Here is a 25,996-nt window from a genome sequence, read left to right on the forward strand (position 1 = left end):
TCAACGCGGCCGGCGGTCAGTCCTCCGGCTCGTACCCGAGGTTCGGCGTGAGCCACTTCTCGGCCACGGACAACGGCCAGCCCTTGCGGTCGGCGTACTCGGCCACCTGGTCGCGGCCGAGGCGGCCGACGACGAAGTAGCGGGAGTCCGGGTGCGAGAAGTAGAAGCCGCTCACCGACGCACCGGGCCACATCGCCATCGACTCGGTGAGCTTGATGCCGGTGGTGGCCTGCACGTCGAGGAGGTCCCAGATCGCCTGCTTCTCCGTGTGCTCGGGGCACGCGGGGTAGCCGGGCGCGGGGCGGATGCCCTGGTAGGACTCGGCGATGAGCGAGTCGTTGTCCAGCGTCTCGTCGGCGGCGTAGCCCCAGAACTCGGTGCGCACCCGCTGGTGCAGCCGCTCCGCGAACGCCTCGGCGAGCCGGTCCGCGAGCGACTCGAGCAGGATCGCTGAGAAGTCGTCGAGGGCGGCGCGGAACTCCGCGACCTTGTCGCCGGCGCCGAGCCCGGCGGTCACCGCGAACGCCCCCACGTAGTCGGGGATCCCGGTCTCGACCGGCGCCACGTAGTCCGCGAGCGAGCGGTTCGGGATGCCCTCGCGGTGCTCGCCCTGCTGGCGCAGGTGGTGCAGCGTGTGCAGCACCTCGGTGCGGCTCTCGTCGGTGTAGACGACGATGTCGTCGCTGCCTGCGCCGACCGTGGCTGCGGGGAAGAGCCCGATCGTCCCGTTCGCACGGATCCAGCCCTCGTCGATGATCCTGTCCAGCATGATCTGGGCGTCCTCCCAGAGCTTGCGGGCAGCCTCGGCGGTCGCGGGGTTGTTGAGGATGTCCGGGAACCGGCCGCGTAGCTCCCACGAGGAGAAGAAAGGGCTCCAGTCGATGTACTCGCGCAGCTCGGCGAGCGGGTAGTCCACGAACACCTGCCGGCCGAGCTGGTGCGGCCGGGGCGGCTGGTAACCCTCCCAGGTGATCGGGGTGCGGCGCTCGCGCGCCACCTCCAGCGGCACGATCGGTCGGTCGTCCTTCTTGGCCGCGTGCCGCGTGCGCAGCGCCTCGTAGTCGCGTTCGACCTCGGCCATCAGGGGGCCGCGCCGCTCGTCCGAGAGGAGGGAGGCCACCACCGGCACCGAGCGCGAGGCATCCTTCACCCAGACCACGGGGTGCTCGTACTGCGGTGAGATCTTGACGGCGGTGTGCGCGCGGGAGGTGGTCGCACCACCGATGAGCAGCGGGATCGTGAAGCCCTGTCGTTGCATCTCGGAGGCGACGTTGACCATCTCGTCGAGCGAGGGTGTGATCAGCCCCGAGAGACCGATGATGTCGGCCTTCACCTCGCGTGCGGTGTCGAGGATCTTCTGCGCGGGCACCATGACGCCGAGGTCGATGACCTCGTAGTTGTTGCACTGCAGCACCACGCCCACGATGTTCTTGCCGATGTCGTGGACGTCGCCCTTCACGGTCGCCATCACGATCTTGCCCTGCGAGTCCGAGGCGCCCGACGCGGTACCCGCCTTCTCGGCCTCGATGAAGGGGATCAGGTGCGCCACGGCCTTCTTCATCACACGGGCGGACTTCACGACCTGCGGCAGGAACATCTTCCCCGCGCCGAAGAGGTCGCCGACCACGCCCATGCCGTCCATCAGCGGGCCCTCGATCACCTCGAGCGGTCGCCTGCCCTGGTCGGCGAGCTCGAGCCGGAGCTCCTCGGTGTCTGCGACCACATGGTCGTCGATGCCCTTGACCAGCGCGTGCGTGATCCGCTCGGCGACCGGGAGACCGCGCCACTGCTCGACGGCGGCCTCGGCGACCTCGCCGCTGTCGGAGTACTCGCCGGCGATCTCCAGGAGCCGCTCGGCCGCGTCGGGGCGGCGGTCGAGGATGACGTCCTCGATGCGCTCGCGCAGCGGCGGGTCGACCTCGTCGTAGACGGCGAGCGCGCCGGCGTTGACGATGCCCATGTCCATGCCGGCCGCGATCGCGTGGAAGAGGAACACCGCGTGGATGGCTTCGCGCACCACGTTGTTGCCGCGGAAGGAGAACGACACGTTGGACACGCCGCCCGAGACGAGCGCGCCCGGCAGGTTCTCCTTGATCCAGCGGGTGGCCTCGATGAAGTCGAGACCGTAACGGGCGTGCTCCTCGATGCCTGTCGCGACCGCGAACACGTTGGGGTCGAAGATGATGTCCTCGGCCGGGAAGCCCACCTGCTCGGTGAGGATCCGGTACGCACGTGCGCAGATCTCCTTGCGCCGTTCGAGGTTGTCGGCCTGGCCCTGCTCGTCGAAGGCCATCACGACGGCGGCTGCACCGTACTTGAGGCACAGCAGCGCCTGCTCGATGAACGTCGCCTCGCCCTCCTTCATGGAGATCGAGTTGACGATCGGCTTGCCCTGCACGCATTTCAGGCCGGCCTCGATGACCTCCCACTTGGAGGAGTCGACCATGACGGGCACGCGGGAGATGTCGGGCTCGGAGGCGATCAGCTTGGTGAAGCGGTCCATGGCCGCGACGCCGTCGATCATGCCCTCGTCCATGTTGATGTCGATGACCTGTGCGCCCGACTCCACCTGCTGCCGGGCGACGGCGAGCGCGGCCGGGTAGTCGCCGTCACGGATCAGCCGGCGGAACCGCGCGGAGCCGGTGATGTTGGTGCGCTCGCCGACGTTGAGGAACAGCGAGTCCTCGGTCACCGTGAGAGGCTCGAGCCCTGAGAGGCGCAGCGCCGGACCGGGCTCGGCAGGCACCCGCGGCGTCGCCTCCTCGACCGCGGCGGCGAACGCGGCGATGTGGTCGGGAGTGGTGCCGCAGCAGCCGCCGAGGATGTTGACCAGGCCGGCGTCGCCGAACTCGCCCACGGTGGCCGCCATCGCCTCCGGTGTCACGTCGTACTCGCCGAACGCGTTGGGCAGCCCGGCGTTCGGGTAGCAGGACACGAAGGTGTCGGCGACCCGGCCGAGCTCGGCGAGGTAGGGCCGCATCTCGTCGGCGCCGAGGGCGCAGTTCAGCCCGACGGCGAGAGGACGGGCGTGGCGGACCGAGTTCCAGAACGCCTCGGTCACCTGGCCCGACAGGGTTCTGCCGGAGGCATCCGTGATCGTGCCGGAGATGATGATCGGCCAGCGCCGTTCGCGCTGCTCGAAGAGGGTCTCGAGCGCGAAGATCGCGGCCTTGGCGTTGAGAGTGTCGAAGATGGTCTCGACGAGGAGGAGGTCGGCTCCGCCGTCGACCAGGCCGCCCGCCTGCTCGAGGTACGCGGACACGAGCTCGTCGAAGGAGACGTTCCTGGCACCGGGGTCGTTGACGTCCGGTGAGATCGAGGCGGTCCGGTTGGTGGGGCCGAGCGCACCGGCCACGAAGCGGCGCCGGCCGTCGGCCGCCTCGGCCTCGTCGGCGGCCTCGCGGGCGAGCCGTGCGGCCGCGACGTTCATCTCGAGCGCGAGCTCCTCCATGCCGTAGTCGGCCATCGAGATGCGCTGCGCGTTGAAGGTGTTCGTCTCGACCAGATCGGCGCCGGCGTCGAGGTAGGAGCGGTGGATCTCCTTGATGATGTCGGGCTGGGTGAGGACCAGCAGGTCGTTGTTGCCTTTGACGTCGCTGGGCCAGTCGGCGAACCGGTCGCCGCGGTAGTCGGCCTCGCCGAGCCCGTGCTGCTGGATCATCGTGCCCATCGCCCCGTCGAGCACGAGGACTCGCTCGCGCAGCAGCGCGGCGAGCGCGTCGGTGGCGTCGGGGCGTACGAAGGTGCTGGTCACAGGGGCCTCGGGTGTCGGCGATCGAGCCGTGGAGCAGCCGGGCCAGGCGGCCCGGCGGACCACGGGAGTCTACGTCGCGACCAGGTGTTCAGCTGGCCCGCGCCCGGTGGTCGAGAACGAGGGTGCGACACCTGCACGGAGTGGCATGCAGATCACCTCGAGATCGGACCCATCCGAAGGTGGCACGTCTCCGAAGACTGTGTGAGGGTGGAATGAGACGGCGCTCGGACGAGCGCCCGTGGCAGTCCCGGCAGGAGGTGGTCCGATGGTCTCGGTGACGATGCCCGAGCCGTCGTCGTCCCCCTGCCGCGAGAGCGGCTCCGTCGTTCGCCTTGTTCGCCTGCTGCTCCAGTCGTTCCTGCTGGTCGGCGGGCTTCTCGTCGTGGCGCTGCTGCTGGCCGGTCCGGCAGCAGCCGATGACGACGAGCCCGACGACGGCGGCCTGCTGGGTGGCCTCGTCGAGGACGTTGTCGAGCCGGTGACCGACCCGGTCGTGGAGGTTGTCGAGCCGGTGGCGGAGCCGGTGGCGGAGGTTGTCGAGCCGGTGGCGGAGCCGGTGGCGGAGGTTGTCGAGCCGGTGGCGGAGCCGGTGGCGGAGGTTATCGAGGATGTCGCGGAGCCGGTGGCAGAGCCGGTCGCGGAGGTCGTCGAGCCGGTGGCGGAGCCGGTCGTGGAGGTTGTCGAGCCGGTGGCGGAGGTCGTCGAGCCAGTGACCGAGACGCTCGAGCCGATCACCGAGAGCGTGCTTCCGGTCACGGGCGCAGTGGCTCTGGCGGCCGACACGCTCGCACCCGTGACGAGCTCACTCGCACCCGTGACGAGCTCGCTCGCACCCGTGACCGACGCGCTCGCGCCCATCACCGATTCCTTGGCTCCCGTGACTGCTGCGCTCGCGCCGGTCACGGAGGTACTCGCGCCCGTCACCGGTGTGCTGTCCCCGGTGACGGGCGTGCTGGACCCGGTCTCGCCGGCGTCGAGCGTTCCGGCCGTGCCCGCCGAGCCGATCGCTCCTGCTGGATCTTCTTCGCGCCAGGCGCCTGCTCAGGCCGAGATCGACGATGTCGCGGCCCCGTCCTTCATCGGCCCCACCACCGCGAGCCCGTCGATCCCAGCGGTCGTGGTCACTTCTGGTGCTCCGGCCCCGGATGAAGACAACAGCCAGGTCGTTGCGCTGCCGTCGGCGTCGGACGACCGTCCCGGTCACAGCCAGCGCGAGCCGGTGCGTGGCCCGCCGGCCCCAGCCCCGGCGATGGCCTCCGGCGGTGCTGCTCACCATGCTGCTGAGCAGCTCGCGCTGCCGGTGGTGCCTGCACTCTTCCCCGCTCTCTCGGGAGCCGGTGGGGGTGGCGAGGACGACCTCGTCGCCGACCCTCTCAACGCACGCCCGGGTTTCGCGCCCGACTGATCGTCTCTCGCTCCGACCCCGGTGCCCGGCAGCTGTCGCGCACCATCCCGGGCGGACCGGCCGTTGCCGGCTGCCCACCGATTCGGAAGAGAGACCATGAAGATCTGGATGAAGAGAAGCCTCGGCATGGCCGGGCTGGCCAGCGGGCTGTGGCTCGCAGGCTCGATGGCGGCGTACGCCGATGACACCGAGAGCGTGGAGCAGGACAGCTCCACGGAGTCCTCGTTCGGGGCGCCGCTGGAGCTTGGCGGCCTGTCGTTGGGTGTGGAGACGGAGAGCTCCTCCTCGGAGCAGCAGTCCACGTCGCACACCGACGACAACGGTGACGTCACGGAGACCGAGAGCGCGGAGGAGTCGTCCTCGCAGAGCGACCTCGGTATCGACGTCGGGGAGATCACGGCCGACCCGGCCGCTCTCCTCGACACGGAGAGCTGGACCTCCTCGGAGGAAGCCGGCGACAGCGAGGCGGCGGAGAGCTCGCAGAGCACCGACGCCGGGGTGGAGGCACCGGTCAGTGTCGGTGGCGTGAGCGTCACCGGGACCCAGTCCTCCGAGAGCAGCTCGGAGGAGTCGGCGACGACCACCACGGACGAGGACAGCACCACGACGTCGGAGTCCACGTCCGAGTCCTCCACCACCGGTGGCGTGCTCGACGTGGGGCAGCTCGACATCGACCCGGCCGCCGCGCTGAGCGACGACCGCGAGTCGGAGTCCACCTCCACCGGTGACGAGGACGGTGCCGAGAGCACCGAGGCCTCCTCGGAGACCTCGGTGCAGGCCTCCTCGCCGATCTCCTTCGAGGGGATCACGGCAGCGGTCGCGGACGAGCGTTCTTCGGAGCGTGAGACCGAGACCACGGTGACCGATGACGAGGGCACCGCCACCACCTCCGAGAGCCTCTCGGAGTCGTCCTCGAACGCCGTAGGCGTGCAGGGCCTGGACCTGGCCGCCGACCCGGCGGCAGGCCTGTGGAACAGCACTGACTCGGCTGCCACCCAGGCAGGCGGGGTCGACGGCGTCGAGGAGTCCGCATCGGGGTCCGAGACCGGCCTCGAGGCCATGGCGCCGTTCCACATCGGTGGTCTGACCACCTCGGGCGAGTCCGCGACCACCAGTGAGCGGCTCACCACCTCGAGCGTCACCGACGAGGACGGCACCGCGACCTCGACCGAGCACGTGTGGGACGCCACCCGCACCGCGTTCCTCGGTCAGACCGGTGACGTCACGGGCCAGCCCTGGCTCGCGCTGACCGACGCCCGCACCGACTCCTCGGCCTCGGCCGGCGACGCCGACCGTGCGGACAGCGCCTCGGCGCAGTCGCTCGGCTACGCGTTCCCGTTCGCGATCGCTGACTCGGGCTTCGCCTCCGAGCTCGCCGACGCGTCGGGCACGCACACGGCCCGCCAGGTGACCGACGAGAACGGCGCCTGGACCGACGAGCGGACCACCGAGAACCACTCGGTGACCCGCCCCGGGTTCGTCCTGGACGGCATCAGCGGTGACCCGCAGGGGCTTCTCGACACCGAGAACACCCAGCACAACCGACTGAGCTAGCACCAGTCGCCAGGCCCGGCCCCCGCAGCGGGGGCCGGGCCGCGGGCACGCCGCCGTGCCCTGGCCGCTTCGTCCCCTACGGTTGGGCGAGATGGCGGGCACCGCACCGCGCGTGATCCACACCGCGCAAGCACTGGTCGACGAGGTGCTCGAGGTGCCGTCGCTCCCGCCGCGAGGTGGGAATGTGGTGCCGACGGGCACTCAGCGGTACGCCGCGAGCGCGGTCAACGTGCTGCTCGCGGCGGCTCGCTCCGGCGTGGCGTGCGTACACGCGGGCAGTGTGGGCACCGGGGTGAACGGTGACCTGATCCGCGACGCGCTGGCTGAGGGAGGGGTGACGGTGAGCTCGCCGCCCGTGCCTGATCTCGACACCGGGACCTGCATCGTGCTCCTCGAGCCCAGCGCCGAGCGCACCTTCATCACGGTGCAGGGTGCTGAGCGGCAGATCAGCGCGCCGAGCCTTGCGACATCGTCGCCTGGTGCGGGCGATGTGGTGTGCGTGAGCGGGTACACGTTGGTCGGGCCGACCTGTGAGCCGTTGCTGACCTGGTTGGAGTCCCTTCCCGACGGCGTCGTCGTCGTTCTTGATCCCGGCGCACCTTTCGCTGACCTCGACGAGGTGACGCGCGGGCGGATGCTCGCCTTGTGCGAGGTGTGGACCGGGAACGCCGACGAGGCCGACAGGCTGGCTCGGATCGCTTCGGGTGGTGGGGCGGCGCTGCCGATCGGGGAGTCCGCCGCTGCGGTGGCGTCGGTACTTCCCCAGGGTGCGGTCGTCGTCGTGCGGGACGGTCCCGAGGGCTGTGTGGTTCATCGCGCCGGCGAGACCACGGTGTTGCCCGGGTTCCGGCAGCAAGCCGTCGACACGAACGGCGCCGGCGACGCCCACACCGGCGTGCTTGTCGCCGAGATCGCCAAGGGCACCGACTGGGCGACGGCCGCCACTCGCGCGAACGTCGCCGGTGCGATCAAGGTGACCCGCCGGGGGCCCGGCACCGCACCGACGGCTGCCGAGATCGACGAGTTCCTCGCCGCGCACGTCTAGACAGGTGCCGCGGAGCTGCCGGTGACGTCCTCCGCCACGATCATGATGGCGCTGCCGGAGGTGAGCAGGTCGACGGCGCGCGCCGCCGCTGCATCGGCGGGTCGGGATCATTGGGTCCACCCTTCGATCGGCGTGGAAGGTGCCAGGCCCGTAGAACTGGCCGTACCGGAGCACCACGAACTGGCAGATCACGACGTCTGCTCGGAGTGACCAGTTCCGCGGCCGAGGCCGAGTACGCCTCGGAGACGGTAGCGCTCGAGCCCAGCCGCGCCCGGGCGGCAGCGCGTTGCTCGGATCGCGTGGTCCGGACGGTGTCCTGCCTCGCCGCCACCAGCCGTGGCGTCAGCCGGCGTTGATGAAGCCGTAGGTGTACTCGTGTTCGGTCTGGGTGAGGGGATCCCAGTCGTTCCAGGGGTCCCAGGCGGGTTTCCAGGAGTGGCTGTCGGTGGGGACTTCGAGGGTGCGGGGGTCGGAGGCGTTGAGGCGGGTTGCGGGGTCACGCTCGGCTGTTGGGGCGGTCGCGGACGCGGTCGCGGTCGTGGGGTCGGGGTGGGTTGCTGGTTCGGGGTGGTGCTCGGCTCGGGTGAGGATGCCGTTCAGTGGTGTGGTGGTGCCGTTGGTGACGAGGTAGGTGGCGTTGGCGGGGGAGGCCCAGATCCAGATGCCGGGTGCGGGTTGGGCGACGTGCCAGTGGCCTTTGTCCTTGGCGCGGTGGTGTTTGCGGCACAGCCGGTGGGTGTTGGCCGATCGGGTGGCGCCGCCGCGGCCGGCGGGGTGTTGGTGGTCGACGTCGCTGGTGCGGGCGCGGCGGTGGCAGTGGGGGAAGGTGCAGTAGCCGGAGTTGAGCAGGGCGAGCTGTTCTTTGAGTCGGGGTGGTGCGACGTAGCCGGTGTAGGTGAGGTCTTCGGCGAGGTCGAGCACGGGTCGGATGGTGACGTGGGTGTGGCCCAGGATCTGGTGGGCTTCCTCGGGGGTCAGGACGCCGGCGTTCTCCTCGCACCAGGTGCCGGTGCCGCGGTCCAGGTGCACGTACAGCACGGTGGAGCCGAGGGTGCCGAGCTTGTCCAGCAGCCCCGCGGGCAGCCCGGCCACACCCGCAGGCACGAGCGCACCCGCCGGCACGGGCGCACCGGGGATCTCGGGTGCGGCCCCGGGGGTACCGATCTCGGAGGGCCCGGGTTCGGGTTCCACGTCCAGCACGGCGCGCGCGGTCACCGCGTCGCGATCCTCGGGCACCTGGTTCGGCGGCGGGGCCGTCGCAGCAGGGTTCATCGCGGGTGCGGGTGCGGGTGCGGGTGTGGGTGCGGGGTCTGCGTGGTCTTGGGTGTGCAGGTCTTGCAGGGCGCTCAGCAGGGCGGGGTCGGCGAGCAGGCCCAGCGCCACGGCGCGCAGGATCTTGGTGGGGCGGGTATCGCCCAGGTCGGTCAGCCAGCCGGCGATCTGGTCCAGCCGCTGGTCCAGCCGGGCGGCGTCGGCGGTGGCGAGCCGGGCGGCCAGCTCGGTGGCGGCGCCGGCCTGGTGCACGACCTCGACATACAGCGAGGCGGCGACCCGGGCTTCGGCTTCTGCCTCGCTGTCCGGTCCCCGCACGGTGATCACGGCCTGGTCGATCACGGTCCGCAGCCGGCTCATCGGCACCAGCGCGGCCATCGGCTGCGGGCCGCGGCCGGTGTCCCGGGGCCGGCACAGCCGCGCCTCCACGAGCTGGGCCTGCTCGGCGGTCAGGTCCCGGGTGCGGCGGGCGATCACCCGGGCCCGCGCGAAGGACAGCGCCCCGGCCCGCACCGAGGTCGCGATGCCCCGCAACCGGTAGGTCAGGTCCAGCACATCGGCGCACAGCCCGGTCGCGGCCGGCTGCGTCAGCCCCAGCGCGGCGGCGACCTCGCACACCGCGAACTCGGGAACCTGCGGGGTGCCCGGGCCACCGAGCCGGATCGCCTGCTCGGCCCCGGGGCGTTGCCAGGCCGGCGGCTCCCAGTCGGCGGCGACCTCCCCGAGGTACTCGGCCAGGTGCGCCAGCCGCACCCCCTCCATCCGAGTCACCTCACGATCAGCCGCAACGGCAGCGCGCAACGCCCCGTCACCGGTCAGACCCAGAGGTAGAACATCCATACGAGAACTAGACCACCCACCACCGACAAACCACCCCAACCGCCGAAAGACGCGGATGCTGGCAGCAAGCCGGCGAGGAGCGTGACTGCGGATCTGGCGGATAGCCGGGAGAGACGCGAGGCGGAGATGGGGCGTACTCGAGTCGGCGAGCTCGCGCGGATGCGGGCGGGGCGCAGGCACCGTTCGGAATGGAAGGCAGGCGCCGAGTTCCGGAGTGCGAAGCGGCTCAAGACGTCAGTCGTAGTCTGGGTCGGATGGATCAGTTCGCCGAGTACGAGCCGCGTGAGCGCCGAGTCGGCACCGCGGGCGATGCCGCCGTCGCCGTACGTGCCGCCACGACTGCGGACATCGACGCGATCGCCCGCGTCCAGGAAGCAGCGGGCCGCCTCGCCCACCGTGACGCCTGGCGCCGAGCCGTCACGAACCCCGAGTGCTGCCTCCTGGTGGCCGAGGCCCCCACCAGCACCACTGTGGTCGGCTGGGCGCAGACGCACCACCACACCGACCCGCAGGATGCTGCACCGGCGGGCCACTACCTGGGCGGGGTGACCGTCGAGCCGGCATGGCGCCGCGGCGGCGTGGCCGTCGCGCTGACCGAGACACGGCTGCGGTGGGTCGCCGACCGCGCCGACGAAGCGTTCTACGTGGTGAACCCGACCAACCGTGCCTCGATCGACCTGCACCGCCGCTGGGGCTTCGAGGAGGTGCTGCGTGCTGAACGCCTGACCGGTGTCGAGTTCACCGGTGGCATCGGCATCCTCATGCGTGCAGCCCTGCGCTGACGGGCGACCGCAGCCCTCTCAGAACACCGACCGCGCGCGCGTGGGCGGGTACTGGTCGGGCGCCGTGGGGGCAGCGAGCGGGTGCCGGCGCTCTGCGACAGGGCGAGGTCCGACGTCGGCCGTGCTCGGGGCCCGGAACCCCAGCTCGTCCAGCGGCGATCCGGGAAGGATCGAGAAGTCGCGAGCGCCGACGTCGGCGAATCCCGGGTCGGCGACAGCCGAGTGCCGGTCACGCCCCGCGGCGCGCCAGTCCTCGTCTCGCGCCGCCGTGGCGGCCCACACCCGCCGACCGGTCTCGTCGGGCCGGCCCGCGCCGTTCGCGGCCACCACACCACCGCCGATCGGTGCGTAGTCCCAGAACAGGTTGAGGTCGCTCCGGACGTTGAAGGATCGGACGTCGTCGGGCTTGTCCTCGTGGCCGCTGAAGGCCGGGCGGCCTTCACCGACCACCACGTTCCCCGTGAAGGTCAGGCCCACATGCTCCTCGGGGCGGCTGACAGCCACCTGCCCTTCACCGCCGAACGCGAAGAGGTTGTCGCGCACGATGTTCTCGCGGCCGTAGTGAAGGTGGAAGCAGTTGCTGGAGGTGTCGTGCACCGTGTTGCCCTCGACCACCACGTGCGACGACGCCTCGTCGAGGTAGATCCCCCAGCCGCCGTAGTTGCGGCAGGCCACGTCATGGATGTGGTTGCCACGCACCACGGTGCCGGCCGCGATGCCCAGCAGGTAGATGCCGCCCATGTCGTTGAGCTCGCCCTGCCCGAGATGGTGCAGATGGTTGCCCTCGATGAGATTGCTCACCGACGCGCTCGGGTGGTAGTCCCACACCCACCCGACCGACACGGCGCTGTAGTAGAAGTCGTGCACGTCGTTGTGCGCGATCACGTTGTGCGCCGCGTGCTGCAGCAGGATCGCCACGCACCCCGGGTACGTGCGCCCGCCGGAGACCAGCACGTTGTCGCTGATCTCGTTGTGGCTCACGAATCCCGGCGAGGACGCCTCAGCCGCGCCCCCGGCCCGCACCCCACCGGCGCCCAGATCGGCCATCCGGCAGCCCGAGATCAGCGCCCCGCGCGTGCCTTCACCCAGCTCGACGCCGTAGCCGCCGACGTGCTCGATCCCGCACCCGACCATGGCGCACGCCCGCGCGTGCCGCAGCTGGATCGCCGCGGGCACCTGGCTCGCTGCCTGCACCTCGCTGCCGTACTCGCGCACGGGCAGCAGCGGATCCTCGCGTACTCCGAACGGCGGCACCGCGGCGGGCGGCACCGCGAACTCGGCGTACTCGAAGCGCACGTTCTCGAAGCGCACCTCACGCACCACCGAGTCGGCCTCGCCCTCGATCGAGACGAACGCATCGATCACCGGCAACCGCGCCTCGAGCGAGGTCGCATCCTCACCCGGCAGCGGCACGTACAGCACGTGCGCGCCGTCGAGCCCGCAGACCTCACCGGTGACGTCGAGATACCACTCGCCCGGCTCCTCGCCCAGTACCTCCACGACGTTGTCGAGGTAGTACGTGGCGAACGTCTTCGCAGCATCGTCGCGCAGGGCGAACAGGCTCATGTACGGGCTGGTGATCGTGCGCGTCTCGTGGTCGACCGTGCCGATCGGCAGCCGCTCCTGCACCCAGTAGTGCGGCACCACGACCTCGACCTGGCCTGGCTGCGACAGCACCGGCACGTCACCCTCGGCGTACGTGAAGGTGTCGCCGCCCTCGAACATGGTGCCCACGCCGTGGGACCTCGGGTCGAAGCCTCCTGCCGACTCCATCTGGAGCCGTCCCGTGCGGGGGGTGCGGGGCCGACGGCGTCGCTCACCGTTCACATAGAGCGCTCGCCCGCCGTGCGCGGGCGCCCGAGCGGCGAGGGCTGAGACCCCGTTGACCGTGACCTCGCGCCACTGCGACAGCGCGACGGAACCGTCGAGGACCGGGAGAGCCTCGCCGTCGAGAGCGACGAAGGAGGTGAAGGAGTCGAGGGGCCCGAGCTGAAGGGTCTCGTGATGGGGGTAGCGACCGCCCGCGAGCCACACGACGGCACGCTGCCCGTCAGCGCGCCGCGCTCGGATCAGCCGCATGGCGGTCTGCAGGTCACCGACCGGGTAGCCCTGCGACCCGTCGCCGTAGCGCGACCCGTGCGGATGGACGAAGACCTCGACCCGGTCCGTCGACATCAGCGAGCAACCTGGCGATCGGTCATGCCCTGGTCCTCGCGACCTCTTCGGTGACCTCGTGCTGCAGCGGGTCGCCGGTGAGCCAGCGCTCGAGCTCGTCGATCACCAGCCTGCCCAGCTGCGTGCGCTCGGTGCCGATGCTGCCGGCGATGTGGCCGGTCAGCTTGACGTTCGGCAGCTCCCAGAGCGGCGAGTCGTCCACCGGCGGCTCGGGATGCGTCACGTCGAGGTTCGCCAGCAGATCGGGCCGCTCTCGCAGCACACCGATCAGCGCCTCCTCGTCCACGAGCGCGCCACGGGCGGTGTTGAGAAACACGGCACCGCGCGGCAGCGACTCGAGCTCGGACCGCCCGATCATCCCGTCGTTCACGCCGGGGATCCACGGCGCGTGCACGCTCACCACGCGGCTGCGCTCGAACAGGTCGCCCAGCGTCTCCACCCGTTCCGCGCCGGAGGACTGCGCGTCCAGCTCGGTGAGGTACGGGTCGAACACGAGGATCTGGGTCTCGAGTGCCTTCAGCCGCGTCGCGACCTTGCGCGCGGTCGACCCGAACCCGACGAGCCCGACCGTGCGGCCGTAGATCCCGAGGTGGGCCTGGTCCGCGTGGTGCCGGCGTTCACCCCGGAAATGGGCCTCGTGCCGGTGCTCACCCTTCAGACCCATGATGATCGCGGCGTAGGTGTAGTCGGCGACCGGCTCGTTGTTGGCGTCAGCGGCCGAGACGATGCGGATGCCGCGTGCCCAGAACTCCTCCGAGAGCATGTGCCGTACGGAGCCTGCTGCGTACAGCACGAGCTTCAGCGAGGTCATCCGGGCCAGCACCTCTGGCGGCAGGGACAGGCTGCCCCACCCGGTCAGGAGCACCTCCACCTCGCTCAGCCGCGGCGAGGCGAGCGCCTCGGCGACGTCGCTGTAGTAGCCCTCGACCTCGACCAGGCTCTCCAGGCGGGCCCGGTCGGCGGCGCTCAGCACGGCGTCGGCGACGCCCTCCCCGAGCTTGCAGAGGGCGAGCGGACGTGCGGCGGGACTCATCGCATCTCCTGATCAGGCCGTGACGGACTCGCGGCCGTAGGCACGGACCGTATCGAGTTTCGCGACGGCGGCCTCGCTGAGCTCAGAGTGCGGCGGCCGGACGCCGCCGGTCTCCACACCCTGCCAGCGCAGCAGCTGCTTGATCACGGACACGTTGTACCGGCCGCCGCGCTCGGCGCGGACCGCCTCGACCGGGCCGGCGTAGTCGGCGAGCAGCTGGGCCAACGTGGTGAGATCGCCGTCGAGCACCGCGCGGTGCACGGCGAGCGCCATGTCCGGTCGCGCGTTCGCGATTCCCGAGGTGAAGGACTGCACGCCCACCCCGGCGAACGCGGGCACCTGCGACTCGGCGAGCCCGTTGATCCAGGTACACGCGCCCGGCTCGGTGCGACCCATGACGTCCGAGAGCGTGTGCAGGTCCTTGCGCGCGTACTTGACGGCCACGACGTTCGACGGCGCGATCACCTCGGCGATGTGCCTCGCGTCGAGCCGTGTGGTGCGGAGGTAGAGCACCACAGGGAGGACGCTGCGCTCAGCGAGCTGCGTGTAGAAGTCGACCAGTCCGACCTCGTCCCCGAACGGGTCGCTCGGCTCGTGAACCATGATCGCGTGATAGCCGAGGTGCTTCGCTGTCTCGGCCTCGTGAAGGATCGACCGCATGGAGCCGGTCACGCCCGCGAGCAGGGTGGCGTCCTGGGCGCCGGCGGCCACTGCGCGCAGCACCGTGTGTCGTTCGCTGACCTCGAGCTGTTGCACCTCGGCGGTGTTGCCGAGCGCCGTCAGCACCGGCACGCCACCGCTCGCGGTGCGGGCCGCGACCTCGGTGATGGTGTCGGCGTCGACGTGCTCGGTGCCGTCGCGGTAGGCGGTGACGAGGACGGCGGTGACACCCTCCAGCGAGATGGTCATGGTGTTCCGTCCTTCATGTTGGCAACGATCTCCGACGACGCCTGGCGGGCCTGGGCGGTCAGCCCGCCGTCGACGGTGATGACCTGTCCGGTGATGTACGCGGCGTCCTCGGAGGCGAGGAACGCCGCGACGCCCGCGACCTCCGCGCCGCTGCCCGCGCGTCCCATCGGGATCGGGGTCACCTCGGTGGCCTGCACGGCAGGGTCGAGGCTCTGGTAGCGGTCGTTGGAGATCGCGCCAGGGGCGATCGCGTTGACGCGGATCCCGCGCGGTGACAGCTCGAGCGCCGCCGCTCGGGTGAAGGCCTCGATCGCGCCCTTGCTCGAGTCGTAGGCCACGGCCTCGCGATGGGCCTTGGTGGCGCCGATCGAGGAGATGTTGACGATCGAGCCGCCACCCGTCATGCGCAGTGCCGCCTCGCGCGTGCACAGGTAGGTGCCTCGCGCCGCGATCTCGAACGTGCGGTCCCAGTCCTGCAGGGTGAGGTCGAAGAACGGCACCCGCCCCAGCATCGGCGCCGCTGCGTTGTTGACGAGCACGTCGATGCCGCCGAGCTCGGCGACCACGTGCTCGATCATGGCGACCACAGCGTCGGCGTCGGAGACGTCGGCGTCGATGCCGATCGCCCTCACGCCCTGGCCCCGCAGCGCCTCCGCGAGCGCCTCGGCCTCGCCCGGCACGATCCCGTTGACGGCGACCGCGGCACCCTCAGCCGCGAATCGTTCGACGAGCGCCTGACCGATGTTGCGCGAGCCACCGGTCACCAGCACTCGCACACCCTCGAAACGCCCGGTCATGACGGCCTCCCGACGCGATCGACGATGTTCGTCGTCGCGCCCACGTCCCACTGCAGCGGCCCAGCCGCCTCGGCCAGCCGGTGCTGGTCGATCTCCACACCCAAGCCTGGCCCCGACGGCGCGAGCACGGACCCGTCGCGGTACTCGACCTGTTCCTTGACCACGTCGGCCGTGTAGAGCAGGGGGCCCACCGGGTCCGCGGCGACCGTGGCTGCGGCGCTCGTGACGCCCAGGTGGGCGGCCGCAGCGGTGCCGATCGCGAGCTCCTGCGTGGTGCCGATCAGGCAGGCGAGGCCCGCGGCCTCGGCGATCGAGATGACCCGGAGCGCCGCCGTCAGGCCCCCGAGGGCGAACAGCCCGACGTTGAGCACGTCCACGGCACCCGCGGCCGCGAGCCGAAGCCCGGCTGCGCCGTCGTAGACGTGCTCCGAGACAGGGATCAGGGTTCGACGGCGTACCTCGCCGAGCCCGGCGAGGTCACCTGCGCGGGCGGGCGCCTCGACGAGCGCGTAGTCGAGCTCGATCGTGCGCTCGATGAAGCGGATCGCCTGCGTCGAGTCGAGGAGGTTGGAGAAGTCGAGCGACTTGAGCTGGACCGTCTCCCCGAACCGATCGCGCAGCGCGCGCAGGAACTCCTCGTCGAGGTCGAGCCTGCCGCCCACGTAGACGCGGAACATCGTGAAGCCCTCAGCCAGTCTCGCGCCCACCACCTCGAGGTTCGCCTCGATGTCCGCCGGCGTGCGCTGCCGGAAGATCGGGTAGGCCACCGGCAGCGAGGGGCGCACCTGGCCGCCGAGCAGGTCGGAGACGCTGCGTCCGCTCACCTTGCCGCGCAGGTCCCAGAGCGCGATGTCGATGCCGCACCGGATCACGGCGCCCTTGTCGTAGAGCGAGCCGGCGGAGGGGAACGCCTCCTCGAGCACCCGGGTGGCGGCGTTCGCGGCCCAGATGTCCAGGCCCACGAGCATCGCGGTGAGGCTGCGCTGCAGGTCCGCGACGTCTACGTGGAAGCGCGGCAGGTGCTGGAAGTCGGACATCTCGCCGACGCCGACCAGGCCGTCGTCGGTGTCGATCTCGACGATGACGTGCCCGCAGACCAGGCCCGTGCTGCGGGGGGTGTTGACCGAGGTGAGCCGGACGGCGGTGATGACGCTCACGTGGTGGTCCCAGCTTCGTCGGTGGCTTCGGCGAGCGCGCTGAGCAGCGCGGTCGCCGAGGCGGTGATGTGGTCGCGGAGCAGCCGCTGCGCGCCCTCGGGATCGCCGGCCTCGAAGCGCTCCAGGAGGCTCTGGTGCTCGGCCGCCTCGCTCGCGTATGTGGCGTGAGCGCGCCAGCCGGCTGTCGCGATGAAGGTGGACAGGGCCTGCAGCTTGTCGAGGAAGTCGATGAGCAGTCCGTTGCCGCACTCGGTGTACAGCGCGCGGTGGAACTCGCGGTTCTTGAGCCCGAGCTGGGCGACCTCTCCCGCCTGGATGAGGGCCTCGGTCTCTTCCAGCAGGCGCCGTGCACCCTCGTGGGGCGCCGCCCCACGCGCCGTGACGGCGAGGCGCAGCGCCTCGGGCTCGACGGCGATGCGTGCGTCGGTCACGTCGCGCACGATCGCGGCGTCCAGGACTCGCACCCGCATGCCCTGGTAGGCGGTGGCGACCACGAGCCCGCTCGACTGCAGCTGCTTGAGGGCCTCGCGGATCGGGGTCTTGGACACCCCGAGCATCGCCGAGAGCTCGCGCTCGACGAGCGGGCTGCCCTGCGGCAGTCGGGCGTCGAGGATCGCCGCCTGGATCACGTCTCGGACGCGGTCGCCACGCGAGACGGCCTGCTCCAGCGAGAGTGGCGCGGCGGGGGAATCCATGGCCGCAGCATAGCGGCGGTCGACCAGATCGCAAGACATTGTGTCTGGTATCGCACGCTGATAGTTTCGCCACCATCAATCGGCAAGTCAGGGAGATGTTCCACCAGTGACAGTCCACCCGTCCTACGTCGTCAGCGTGGCGGCAGGAGCAGGTCCAGCGGTCGAGCACGGTGTCGGCCTTCTCGTCGAGGCGATGTCCGGAGCGGGGGTCTCGGTGCAGCGCGCCGCGGCGCCGCTGGCCGAGCGCATCACGCGGCCGGGAGCGGGAGACCCGACGCTGATCGTGGTGGGTGAGCGCACCAGCACACCGGCGATCGCCGCGCTGGAGCAGCAGGAGTGGCTGCTCTACAACAACGGCGAGCCGGGGGTGAACGGGTATTACGTGGCCGCGCTGCCCGGTCGCATCGTGGTCGTCACAGGGGGTGACGCCAACGGGGTTCTGTACGGGTGCCAGGAGCTGGCGCGGGCCGTCACCCGTCACGGCGAGATCCCGCTCGACCTCGAGCACGGCGAGACACCCGACCTGGCGCTGCGCGGCCCGGCCATCGGGCTGCAGCTGACCGAGGTCGAGGCGCCCCGGCAGGTGTACGAGTACCCGATCACCCCCGGGCGGTTCCCATGGTTCTACGACCGCGACCACTGGCTCGAGGTCCTCGAGACACTCCTGGAGCAGCGCGCCAACGCCCTCTACCTGTGGAGCGGGCACCCGTTCAGCTCCTTCATGCAGTTGGAGGAGTTCCCGGAGGCTCTCGAGGTCACGCCCGAGGAGCTGGCACTCAACCGCGAGACCCTCGCGTGGCTCACCGACGAGGCGAGCCGCCGCGGTGTGCGTGTGTTCCTGAAGTTCTACAACATTCACATCCCGCTGCCCTTCGCCCAGCACCACGGCATCCCGTTGCGGCAGCCACAGCCCACCGAGCTCGTGAGCCTGTACACCAAGGCGGCGATCACGCGCTTCGTCACCGACTTCCCGCAGGTGGGGCTGTACATCTGCCTCGGCGAGGTGCTGCAGGGCGACCTCTACGGCGTCGAGTGGTTCACCGAGACGATCCTGCCCGGCATCGAGGCGGGCGTGGCCGCCGCGGGGGTGACCGAGGTGCCGCCCGTGCTGCTGCGCGCGCACGCGCTGGACCCGAAGCCGGTGATGGACGCGACCGGCGACCGCTACCCGGCGCTGCACACCGAGGCGAAGTACAACGGTGAGTCGCTCACCACCTGGAACCCGCGCGGCAAGTGGCAGGACCTGCACCAGTACCTCGCCTCGCTGGGCGGCATCCACGTCATCAACATCCACATCCTGTCCGACCTCGAACCCTTCAGGTACGGGTCCGTGACCTTCATCCGCCGCAGCGTGCAGGCGATCCGGCACCGGCTCAGCAGCAACGGCCTGCACCTGTACCCGATGTTCTACTGGGAGTGGCCGGTCTCGCCCGACGTGGCCGAGCCGCGGCTGCGCCAGCTCGACCGCGACTGGCTGTGGTTCGCCGCGTGGCACCGGTACGCCTGGAAGTCCGACCGTGACCCGGCAGCCGAGCAGCACTACTGGACCCAGCGGCTCGCCGAGCAGTTCGGCACCGAGGAAGCAGGTGCCGCTGCGCTCGCGACGTACGAGGCGATGGGCCAGGTCGCACCCCGGTTGCTGCGCCGCGTCGGCATCACCGAGGGCAACCGGCAGACCTTCAGCCTCGGCATGACGCTCAGCCAGCTCGGCAACCCGCACCGGCACCGCTCCTGGGACGACCTGTGGGAGTCGCACGCACCTGCCGGTGAGCGCCTCGAGGAGTTCGTCGCGACCGAGATCGCCGGCGAGCCGCACGTGGGAGAGACCCCGCTGGACGTGATCGCCGAAGGGCGGCACTTCGCGCAGAAGGCGCTCACCGCCGTCGAGCACGGCCTGGCGGCCGTGACCGAGAACGCCGACGAGTACGCACGGCTGCGCAGCGACGCCCAGGCGATCGCCCTGATCGCTGAGTTCTACGACCTGCGGGTCCGGGCGGCCATCGAGATCGTGCACGCGCGTTCGGAGCACGCCGGCGACTACGCCTCGGTGCTGCCGCGGCTGCGGGCTGCGATCGCGCTGGTGGAGCAGAGCGTCGAGGTCTACCGCGAGCTGGCCGAGCTGACCGCGGGCACCTACCTGTACGCCAACAGCATGCGCACGCCGCAGCGCAAGGTGCCGTTCCCGAACGGCAAGGACTTCGGCCACTGGCAGCAGTGCCTGCCGATGTACGAGGCCGAGCTCGCCAACCTGCGCGCGAACACGGAGACCCTCGAGCGCGGCGAGCTGCCCGGCCCGGTGGTGGAGCGCACGCTGGAGGCCGAGCCGTTCCGCGCTATCGACCTCACCCTGCACTCCGAGGACGCCGAGACGTTCGAGGTGCGCGAGGGCGCCGAGCTGTTCCCGGACGCGACCAGCCCGGTGACGCGATGCGCCGTCGAGCTCACCGGGCTGACCGGGGTGCGGTTCAACAAGTCGGTTGCGACCGAGGGTCAGACGACGATCGACTTCTCGCTCGGAGTCGACGGGCACCTGCTCGTGGGGTACTTCAAGGAGAAGCACCCGCGCTGGCTGCAGGTCCCGGACCTCGAGACCAACACCCACGCCGACGACCGCGGTGGCCTCACGCCGGTGCTGATCGGCGCGGTCACGGCCGAGTGGCACCCGATCGTGGACGTGCACGCGTTCGCCTACGCGGCCGGGCGGCACACGTTCACGCCGGGCGCGGGCGCGTACGTGATCCTGGGGGCCGTGGCCGCCGACCAGGAGTTCACAGGCCGTAGTGTTCTGTTGGCAGACGCTGAGACCGACACGCTCGACTGGCTCTACGAGGAACCCCGATGACGCTCGCCCAGGACGCCGCCACGGCGATCAACCCCTTCGATCGGCACCACTTCGACTACTCGCCCTGGTTCTTCTGGGGCCAGGGCACCGAGGAGGAGCACCAGGCCCAGCTCGACCTGCAGCAGAGGTACGCCGAGAGCGGCGGGGCCGACGTGACCTTCGGGGACAAGTGCTTCGTCTCGCCCATCGCGGCCCTGCAGATGGACAAGCTGGTGCTCGGCACCCGCTCCTACATCGCCGGCCACGCCTACGTGACCGGGACGCTCGTCACGGGTGAGCACTGCACGGTCAACGCGTTCTCCGTGGTGCGCGGTCACATCACGCTCGGCCACTCGGTCCGCATCGGCGCGCACACCTCGCTGCTCGCCTTCAACCACACGATCATCGACCCGGACCGGGCGGTGTTCCGCCAGCCGATCTCGCAGCGCGGCATCGTGATCGGGGACGACGTGTGGATCGGCTCCCACGTGGTGATCCTCGACGGCGTCACGATCGGCGACAGGTCGGTGATCGCCGCCGGTTCCGTGGTCACCAAGGACGTCCCCGCCGGTGCGATAGTGGCGGGGAACCCGGCCCAGATCAAGAAGTGGCGGGTGGCGGCGTTGGCACCCGAGGAGCAGTTGCCCGCGGCGGGTGCCGATGCGAGCCTGGCGGACGAGGTGCGCGCGTTCATCGAGACCGCGCGCGGCGACGCCGAGACGATCTTGTCCGGGGCGTGGGACCCCTCGATCGCCGACGGTCGCTATCTCGAGGCTCCCGGCGGCGCCCCGACGGTCCGCGCCCACTGCGACGCCATCGAGATCGCCGCCTACCTGACCGGCGACGTGCCCTCGCAGCTCCCCAAGGACGAGCACGTGCGCCGGCTGGCGTCGCTGCAGCACCCCGAGTCCGGCATGATCGCCGCCTTCGACGAGCACGGCCGACTGAAGGACCCGGTGCTGGGCGTCGACGACAACCAGGCCAACTACCACGTGCTCTGCGTGGGCTATGCGCTCGACCTCCTGGGTGAGCGGTTCACCTACCCGATCTCCGCCGTCGAGAACCTCGGCGCCGACGGCGTGCTCGCCAAGATCGACGCCCTCCCCTGGGACGGGCGCGCGTGGAGCAGCGGGCACGTCGTCGACATGTACGGAACCGCGCTGCTGTGGAACCGCCAGCACGGCACCCCGGGCCACGCCGCCACGGCCGCCGCGCTGTTCGGGTGGCTCAGCACCAACGTCGACCCGACCACCGGCATGTGGGGCAAGCCCGCACCCGAGAGCGGTGCCCTCGAGGTCGTCAACGGTTTCTACCGCGCCTCCCGCGGCAGCTACGCCCAGTTCGGCATGCCGCTGCCCTTCCGTGAGCGTGTCATCGACACCGTGCTGCAGCATGCACAGGACGCCCGGTACTTCGCCCCCGACCGCCAGAACGCCTGCAACGTCCTCGACGTGGCGCACCCGCTCTGGCTCGCCGGCCGCGACATCGACTACCGCCGCGACGAGATCAAGACCCTCGCCACCCGCCTCCTGCGCGATGCCATCTCGAACTGGCAGCCCGGCCAGGGCTTCAGCTTCGCGGTGCCCTCGGGGACCGGTCGCGACCCCGTCGCCGAGGCCCCCGGCCTGCAGGGGACCGAGATGTGGCTCGCGATCATCTGGCTCCTCGCCGACCTCGTAGGGGTCCAGAAGGTCCTCGGCTACCGCCCCGGCGGCATCCACCGGCCCGAGCCCGCGGAGCGGCTCCTCGGATAGCGGGCAGGATGGCCTCGTGCTGACCGAGCCACTGACCCAGGCGGATCTCGACGGCGGACCCTCCTGGTTTTCGGAGGTCGAGCTGCGTGCCGATCGGTGGCGGGACGAGCACACGCGCTCGCTCGTAATTCGCGACGGCGAGAAGATCGTGGCCGTTGGGAGCATGTGGACCTCGCGCGTGCACGGAGATCGGTACTGGTTTGCGGTCGTCGTGGATCGGGAGCGGCGGCGGCAGGGGATCGGGCGGCAGCTCGTCGGCGAGCTCGCGCGGCTCCGCCCGCAGCCGCTTCCGCTGATGACCCGTGGCTTCGTCGGCACCCCAGAGCTTGCCTTCGCCGATGCCCTCGGGGCCCGCACGATCCAGGTGGTGCCGCCGATGGAGGTCGACGTCGCACACCGCGACCGGCTCCGGGAGCCGACGCCGCAGACCACCTCGGGCACCGCCGTCGGGATCGAGATGCTCGGCGCCGCATGGGCGGGCGCGTACGAGTGGACACACGAGGACTGGTCGCCGACCGCGCCCGGCTTCGCTGGTCCGCTGCTCGAAGGCCTCGAGGACGAGGTCGACCTCGAGGCCACCTCGGTCACGCTCGACGGCGCAGGCTCGGTCTCGGCGATGTGCGTCGCCTTCACAGACGATAAGACCCCGGTCCTGTGCGGTGAGACGACCGTGCGGGACGCGCCCGACGGTGAGCGCCTGGTCGAGTCCTGTCTGCGCCGCAGCCTGGACGTGATGGCCGGGAGGGGTGTGGGTGCCATCCAGATGGACGGGCACGTCAGCGATCCGCACTGGCTGCCCGCGTGGATCCGGCTCGCCCCGACGGGGCCGTGGTTCCGGCTTCTCGAGATCGACCCCGCGGCAGGAGGACTCCACCGATGAGCACCACCGACCAGGGCGACGACGCGCGAGCGGCGCTGGGCTCCGCCGTCGACCGGGAGACCTGGCAGCGCTCGGCGAGCGCGCCTCACCTGAGCGAGCAGCGCGCCCATGTCGCGGCGCTCGCGCGGACAGCCCGCGAGCAGCCGATCCCCGAGCTGCCGGACGACCTGTACGGCGACTACGAACGCACCGGAGACCGGGGCGCGTTCGAGTCGCGCTACTTCGCGCGGCGGCGCGGGCTGGCCGCGCTGGCGATCACCGCGCTGCTCGAACCGGACGGCGACACCGACACGCTGGCCGACCTCATCACCGCGATCTGCGACGAGCCGTACTGGGCCGTGCCCGCGCACGTGGCGCGCGACGGGCTCGAGCCCCGGCAAGTCATCGACCTGTTCGCGGCCGAGACCGCCTCGGCGCTCGCCGAGATCACCGCGCTGCTGGCCGACCGGCTGCCGGGCGACGTGGTGACGCGGGCGCGGGCCGAGGTGATCGGCCGCGTGATCGAGCCGTACGAGCGGCACACCTACTGGTGGGAGGACTTCCCGAACAACTGGGCCGCGGTCTGCGCCGGGTCGGTCGCGCTCGCGGCGATGCAGGTCTGCGAGCCGGAGCGGGTGCGGGCGCTGCTGCCGCGGCTGCGCGCGTCGCTGCGCCGTTCGCTCGACGGCTACGGCGATGACGGCGTCTGCGTCGAGGGCTTCGGCTACTGGCGTTACGGGTTCGGCTACTACCTGGTCGCCACCGAGGCGCTGGACGCCGTCTTCGGTCCGGAGACCGAGCCCGGCCGCGCGGCCGAGGCGGCGCGCTGGCCGCTGCGTGCGTTCTTGTCCGGCCGCACCGTCGTGTCCTTCGCCGACACCTGGCTCGCGGGGACCGCGGATGCCGGGCTGCTCGCCGGCGCCGACCGCCGGTACGGCGACGTGGGTGTGCCCGCACCCGAGCTGACCGACGCCGAGATCATCGACGACTGCGGCCGGTGGGCCCTCGCCCTGCGGTCGCTGTGCTGGGCTGTGGCGGGCGAGGTCGCAGCAGCAGCCGCGGGAGCCGACCGGCCGCGCTGGTACGCCGACGCACAGTGGCTGGTGGTGCCCGAGAGCGCGCACAGCCCGATCGGGTTCGCCGCCCGGGCAGGGCACAACGGCGAGCCGCACAACCACAACGACCTCGGCTCGGTCATCGTGGCACGCGCCGGCCAGATGCTCATCGCCGACGCCGGCCGCGGCGTGTACGACCGCGAGTACTTCGGCCCGAATCGCTACGACAACCCCGCCGCCGGCTCGCACGGGCACAGCGTCCCGATGCTCGACGGCGTCGTCCAGTCGGAGGGTGCCTCGGCTCGCGCGGAGGTGCACCACGTCGCGCTCGGCGACGGCTGGGAGGTTCTCGAGATCGACCTCACCTCCGCCTATCCGCACCCTGCGCTGACCAGGCTCGTGCGCGTCGTCGAGAGGCGCGGGAGCGAGGTCAGGGTGACCGATCGGATGGAAGCGAGCGCGCCGGTGAGCCTGACCGAGCGGTTCATCACTGTGGTGCCGCCCGAGGTCGTGGACGGCACGGTGCTGATCCTCGCCGACGGCGCGCGTGCCGAGCTGCGCCTCGACCCCGAGGCATCGGTGGCGACCGGTTCCTTCCCGGTCGGCCGGGGCAGCTTCCCGATACCGGCGCACTATGTGGACGTCACTCTCCCCGGTGCGACCGCGATCGAGAGCGCCGTGGTGATCGCTATCTCCTGACCCGCACTCCGCAGCCGGTCTCAACACGATTCCGCACCCGGACGGCGGGGTGGGATCCGGGAGTCGGGGCCGCGCCTCGAGGCATCCACGGGAATCCTGCAGCGCCGTGTTCGCAGCGCAGGGTGAGTGGCGTTGCGCCTGGTCGCAGCCGCGGGTCAGCAACACGCGGGGGCGACAGTCAGGGCGGGACCCGTGGTGCGGAAGTGCCCGCAGCGGCGGGCTCCGCAACGCCCAGGGGTGAGTGGGGTAGTGGAACTGATCGCCAGGCGGGTTCCGCAACGCAGAACCCGGCCGGCCGCGAGGTCGCGCGTCCCGCCACCCAGCCAGGAGGGCGCTGCGGGCGGCCGGACCCAGTCCGAGAAACGCCGAGCAGATCAGGGTTCGCCAGTTGGTGAACTCAGGTCGTGATGGTGTGGACGTGATGCCTGTGGCGTGGCTTCAGAGCGTCGCGGATCCTGGCGTCGAAGGTCGCCAGCACTCCTCCGCGGGCGATAGCAAGGTTGAGGAGGTGGGTGTCGGTGACCTGACGGTGCCTGGTGACATGGCTGGTGAGTGCGCGGGAGTCGGCCAGCGAGGTCGCGTCGGCGATGAAGTCGGCGTTCGGCAGTGCTTTGATCGCCTGCAACGCAGAGACGGCGTGGTCGATCGTGAGGGCTTGCCCGTTCTTGCCGACCGTGATCGTCGTGTTGAGCAGCAGCCTGACGAGGGCTGTCTCGGTGAGTGGTGTGGTGGCAAACAACGCGACCTGGGACACCCAGCGCCGTGCAGGTTCGTGATGAACGTGCGCTGGCAGGGTGAGCGCGATCAGGACGTTGGCGTCAGCGATCTCGACCGGGCTAGGCATCGTCGTCGAGCGCCTCAGCGACCATCATGTCGGTGACCACCACCCCAGCAGGTGAGGCGAAGACGGGGATGCTGTCGTGCGGGTAGTCCGCTTCGCGTGCGAGCTGATCCGCGCGCTCGGCCGCCAGGTCCACCAGGATCCGGCCCGGCCGTCGTCCAGGGAATCGGCGGGCTCCCATGGCGAGGATGCCCTCGACGCGTTCGTCGCGGGTGACCTGGATCCGGTCATGGGCGGTAGGCATACCCGAAGTGTACCACCCAAGGTGCGCTAGGTGACACACCCCTGCGTGCTTGGCAGGTTCGCCAACCGGCGGCAGACCCCGAAGGCGCCAAGGGGACCGGGAGGTGGTCGAGGGCCATCAAGGCGGGTCTGTTCGAGGTGGTACCAGAGGTCATCGGCGTGCACGAAGGCGGGTTCAACAGCGGCCTGGGGCCGCTGCTCGGTCATCTCGACGTCCTGGAAAGCCGCGCCTGGCCCAACGTCAGTGACGGTGGTGAGGCGTTGCCAGGCCTGCGATTCGTGGGCTACGTCCGCAGGCCCGGGATC

The 25,996-nt window shown here is 70.9% G+C and carries 18 protein-coding genes; 8 read left to right on the forward strand and 10 right to left on the reverse strand.

Going from position 1 to position 25,996, the window contains the following annotated elements; all coding sequences use genetic code 11:
* Positions 1 to 16 precede the first annotated feature (16 nt).
* Positions 17 to 3,754 (reverse strand): methionine synthase, encoded by a 3,738-nt coding sequence (gene metH / locus GPA03_RS17370; RefSeq protein WP_156253321.1) that lies wholly within the window; start codon positions 3,752 to 3,754, stop codon positions 17 to 19.
* Between the two features lie 265 nt (positions 3,755 to 4,019).
* Between metH and GPA03_RS22595 the strand changes: the two genes are divergently transcribed.
* The 3 genes from GPA03_RS22595 (at position 4,020) to GPA03_RS17385 (ending at position 7,758) form a co-directional block, all read left to right on the forward strand.
* On the forward strand, positions 4,020 to 5,159 hold the full coding sequence (locus GPA03_RS22595; RefSeq protein WP_194239539.1) for a ribosomal eL19 family protein: 1,140 nt from the start codon (positions 4,020 to 4,022) through the stop codon (positions 5,157 to 5,159).
* A gap of 96 nt (positions 5,160 to 5,255) precedes the next feature.
* Positions 5,256 to 6,713: a hypothetical protein gene (locus tag GPA03_RS17380; protein WP_156253322.1), complete on the forward strand. Its 1,458-nt coding sequence runs from the start codon at positions 5,256 to 5,258 to the stop codon at positions 6,711 to 6,713.
* 91 nt (positions 6,714 to 6,804) lie between these two features.
* Positions 6,805 to 7,758 (forward strand): PfkB family carbohydrate kinase, encoded by a 954-nt coding sequence (locus tag GPA03_RS17385; protein WP_156253323.1) that lies wholly within the window; start codon positions 6,805 to 6,807, stop codon positions 7,756 to 7,758.
* Positions 7,759 to 8,100: 342 nt separating this feature from the next.
* On the opposite strand, the gene GPA03_RS17390 is transcribed toward GPA03_RS17385, so the two are convergent.
* The gene (locus GPA03_RS17390; RefSeq protein WP_156253324.1) at positions 8,101 to 9,870 is read right to left on the reverse strand and encodes an HNH endonuclease; all 1,770 of its coding nucleotides are present in this window, start codon (positions 9,868 to 9,870) and stop codon (positions 8,101 to 8,103) included.
* Positions 9,871 to 10,124: 254 nt separating this feature from the next.
* Between GPA03_RS17390 and GPA03_RS17395 the strand changes: the two genes are divergently transcribed.
* Positions 10,125 to 10,652 carry a GNAT family N-acetyltransferase gene (locus GPA03_RS17395; protein ID WP_162458412.1) on the forward strand — a complete coding sequence of 176 codons (528 nt, stop codon included), beginning with the start codon at positions 10,125 to 10,127 and terminating at the stop codon, positions 10,650 to 10,652.
* An 18-nt stretch (positions 10,653 to 10,670) separates the two neighbouring features.
* On the opposite strand, the gene GPA03_RS17400 is transcribed toward GPA03_RS17395, so the two are convergent.
* From GPA03_RS17400 to GPA03_RS17425, 6 genes are read right to left on the reverse strand one after another with little or no spacing between them, the layout of a single operon-like run.
* Entirely contained in the window at positions 10,671 to 12,827 is a 2,157-nt protein-coding gene (locus GPA03_RS17400; RefSeq protein WP_156253326.1) for a right-handed parallel beta-helix repeat-containing protein, read from the reverse strand.
* Positions 12,828 to 12,849: 22 nt separating this feature from the next.
* On the reverse strand, positions 12,850 to 13,860 hold the full coding sequence (locus GPA03_RS17405) for a hydroxyacid dehydrogenase (protein WP_156253327.1): 1,011 nt from the start codon (positions 13,858 to 13,860) through the stop codon (positions 12,850 to 12,852).
* 12 nt (positions 13,861 to 13,872) lie between these two features.
* Complete coding sequence (locus tag GPA03_RS17410) at positions 13,873 to 14,769, reverse strand: dihydrodipicolinate synthase family protein (protein ID WP_156253328.1); 897 nt, start codon at positions 14,767 to 14,769, stop codon at positions 13,873 to 13,875.
* The gene (locus GPA03_RS17415; RefSeq protein ID WP_156253329.1) at positions 14,766 to 15,566 is read right to left on the reverse strand and encodes an SDR family NAD(P)-dependent oxidoreductase; all 801 of its coding nucleotides are present in this window, start codon (positions 15,564 to 15,566) and stop codon (positions 14,766 to 14,768) included. Before GPA03_RS17415 ends, GPA03_RS17410 begins: the two co-directional genes overlap by 4 nt.
* Entirely contained in the window at positions 15,563 to 16,723 is a 1,161-nt protein-coding gene (locus tag GPA03_RS17420; protein ID WP_156253330.1) for a mandelate racemase/muconate lactonizing enzyme family protein, read from the reverse strand. The genes GPA03_RS17415 and GPA03_RS17420 overlap by 4 nt, the downstream gene beginning before the upstream one ends.
* The gene (locus GPA03_RS17425) at positions 16,720 to 17,418 is read right to left on the reverse strand and encodes a GntR family transcriptional regulator (RefSeq protein WP_206673619.1); all 699 of its coding nucleotides are present in this window, start codon (positions 17,416 to 17,418) and stop codon (positions 16,720 to 16,722) included. The genes GPA03_RS17420 and GPA03_RS17425 overlap by 4 nt, the downstream gene beginning before the upstream one ends.
* A gap of 106 nt (positions 17,419 to 17,524) precedes the next feature.
* Between GPA03_RS17425 and GPA03_RS17430 the strand changes: the two genes are divergently transcribed.
* From GPA03_RS17430 to GPA03_RS17445, 4 genes are read left to right on the forward strand one after another with little or no spacing between them, the layout of a single operon-like run.
* The gene (locus GPA03_RS17430) at positions 17,525 to 20,260 is read left to right on the forward strand and encodes a hypothetical protein (protein ID WP_156253332.1); all 2,736 of its coding nucleotides are present in this window, start codon (positions 17,525 to 17,527) and stop codon (positions 20,258 to 20,260) included.
* Positions 20,257 to 21,993: an acyltransferase gene (locus tag GPA03_RS17435; protein ID WP_156253333.1), complete on the forward strand. Its 1,737-nt coding sequence runs from the start codon at positions 20,257 to 20,259 to the stop codon at positions 21,991 to 21,993. The genes GPA03_RS17430 and GPA03_RS17435 overlap by 4 nt, the downstream gene beginning before the upstream one ends.
* A 16-nt stretch (positions 21,994 to 22,009) precedes the next feature.
* On the forward strand, positions 22,010 to 22,873 hold the full coding sequence (locus GPA03_RS17440) for a GNAT family N-acetyltransferase (RefSeq protein ID WP_156253334.1): 864 nt from the start codon (positions 22,010 to 22,012) through the stop codon (positions 22,871 to 22,873).
* Positions 22,870 to 24,606: a heparinase II/III domain-containing protein gene (locus GPA03_RS17445; RefSeq protein ID WP_156253335.1), complete on the forward strand. Its 1,737-nt coding sequence runs from the start codon at positions 22,870 to 22,872 to the stop codon at positions 24,604 to 24,606. Before GPA03_RS17440 ends, GPA03_RS17445 begins: the two co-directional genes overlap by 4 nt.
* A gap of 397 nt (positions 24,607 to 25,003) precedes the next feature.
* On the opposite strand, the gene GPA03_RS17450 is transcribed toward GPA03_RS17445, so the two are convergent.
* Together GPA03_RS17450 and GPA03_RS17455 are read right to left on the reverse strand one after the other, a co-directional pair.
* Complete coding sequence (locus tag GPA03_RS17450; protein ID WP_156253336.1) at positions 25,004 to 25,450, reverse strand: TA system VapC family ribonuclease toxin; 447 nt, start codon at positions 25,448 to 25,450, stop codon at positions 25,004 to 25,006.
* Positions 25,443 to 25,691 carry a hypothetical protein gene (locus GPA03_RS17455; protein WP_156253337.1) on the reverse strand — a complete coding sequence of 83 codons (249 nt, stop codon included), beginning with the start codon at positions 25,689 to 25,691 and terminating at the stop codon, positions 25,443 to 25,445. The genes GPA03_RS17450 and GPA03_RS17455 overlap by 8 nt, the downstream gene beginning before the upstream one ends.
* Positions 25,692 to 25,996 lie beyond the last annotated feature (305 nt).

Origin of the sequence: Pseudactinotalea terrae (assembly GCF_009733845.1) — a bacterium.
Taxonomy (GTDB): domain Bacteria; phylum Actinomycetota; class Actinomycetes; order Actinomycetales; family Beutenbergiaceae; genus Pseudactinotalea; species Pseudactinotalea terrae.

Coding starts and splice junctions, on each gene's coding strand:
- GPA03_RS17380 (WP_156253322.1), top strand. CDS start 5,256: ATGAAGATCTGGATGAAGAGAAGCCTCGGCATGGCCGGGCTGGCCAGC.
- GPA03_RS17445 (WP_156253335.1), top strand. CDS start 22,870: ATGAGCACCACCGACCAGGGCGACGACGCGCGAGCGGCGCTGGGCTCC.
- GPA03_RS17415 (WP_156253329.1), bottom strand. CDS start 15,566: ATGACCGGGCGTTTCGAGGGTGTGCGAGTGCTGGTGACCGGTGGCTCG.
- GPA03_RS17405 (WP_156253327.1), bottom strand. CDS start 13,860: ATGAGTCCCGCCGCACGTCCGCTCGCCCTCTGCAAGCTCGGGGAGGGC.
- GPA03_RS17395 (WP_162458412.1), top strand. CDS start 10,125: ATGGATCAGTTCGCCGAGTACGAGCCGCGTGAGCGCCGAGTCGGCACC.
- GPA03_RS22595 (WP_194239539.1), top strand. CDS start 4,020: ATGGTCTCGGTGACGATGCCCGAGCCGTCGTCGTCCCCCTGCCGCGAG.
- GPA03_RS17450 (WP_156253336.1), bottom strand. CDS start 25,450: ATGCCTAGCCCGGTCGAGATCGCTGACGCCAACGTCCTGATCGCGCTC.
- GPA03_RS17400 (WP_156253326.1), bottom strand. CDS start 12,827: ATGTCGACGGACCGGGTCGAGGTCTTCGTCCATCCGCACGGGTCGCGC.
- GPA03_RS17385 (WP_156253323.1), top strand. CDS start 6,805: ATGGCGGGCACCGCACCGCGCGTGATCCACACCGCGCAAGCACTGGTC.
- GPA03_RS17425 (WP_206673619.1), bottom strand. CDS start 17,418: ATGGATTCCCCCGCCGCGCCACTCTCGCTGGAGCAGGCCGTCTCGCGT.
- GPA03_RS17435 (WP_156253333.1), top strand. CDS start 20,257: ATGACGCTCGCCCAGGACGCCGCCACGGCGATCAACCCCTTCGATCGG.
- GPA03_RS17455 (WP_156253337.1), bottom strand. CDS start 25,691: ATGCCTACCGCCCATGACCGGATCCAGGTCACCCGCGACGAACGCGTC.
- GPA03_RS17410 (WP_156253328.1), bottom strand. CDS start 14,769: ATGACCATCTCGCTGGAGGGTGTCACCGCCGTCCTCGTCACCGCCTAC.
- GPA03_RS17390 (WP_156253324.1), bottom strand. CDS start 9,870: ATGGATGTTCTACCTCTGGGTCTGACCGGTGACGGGGCGTTGCGCGCT.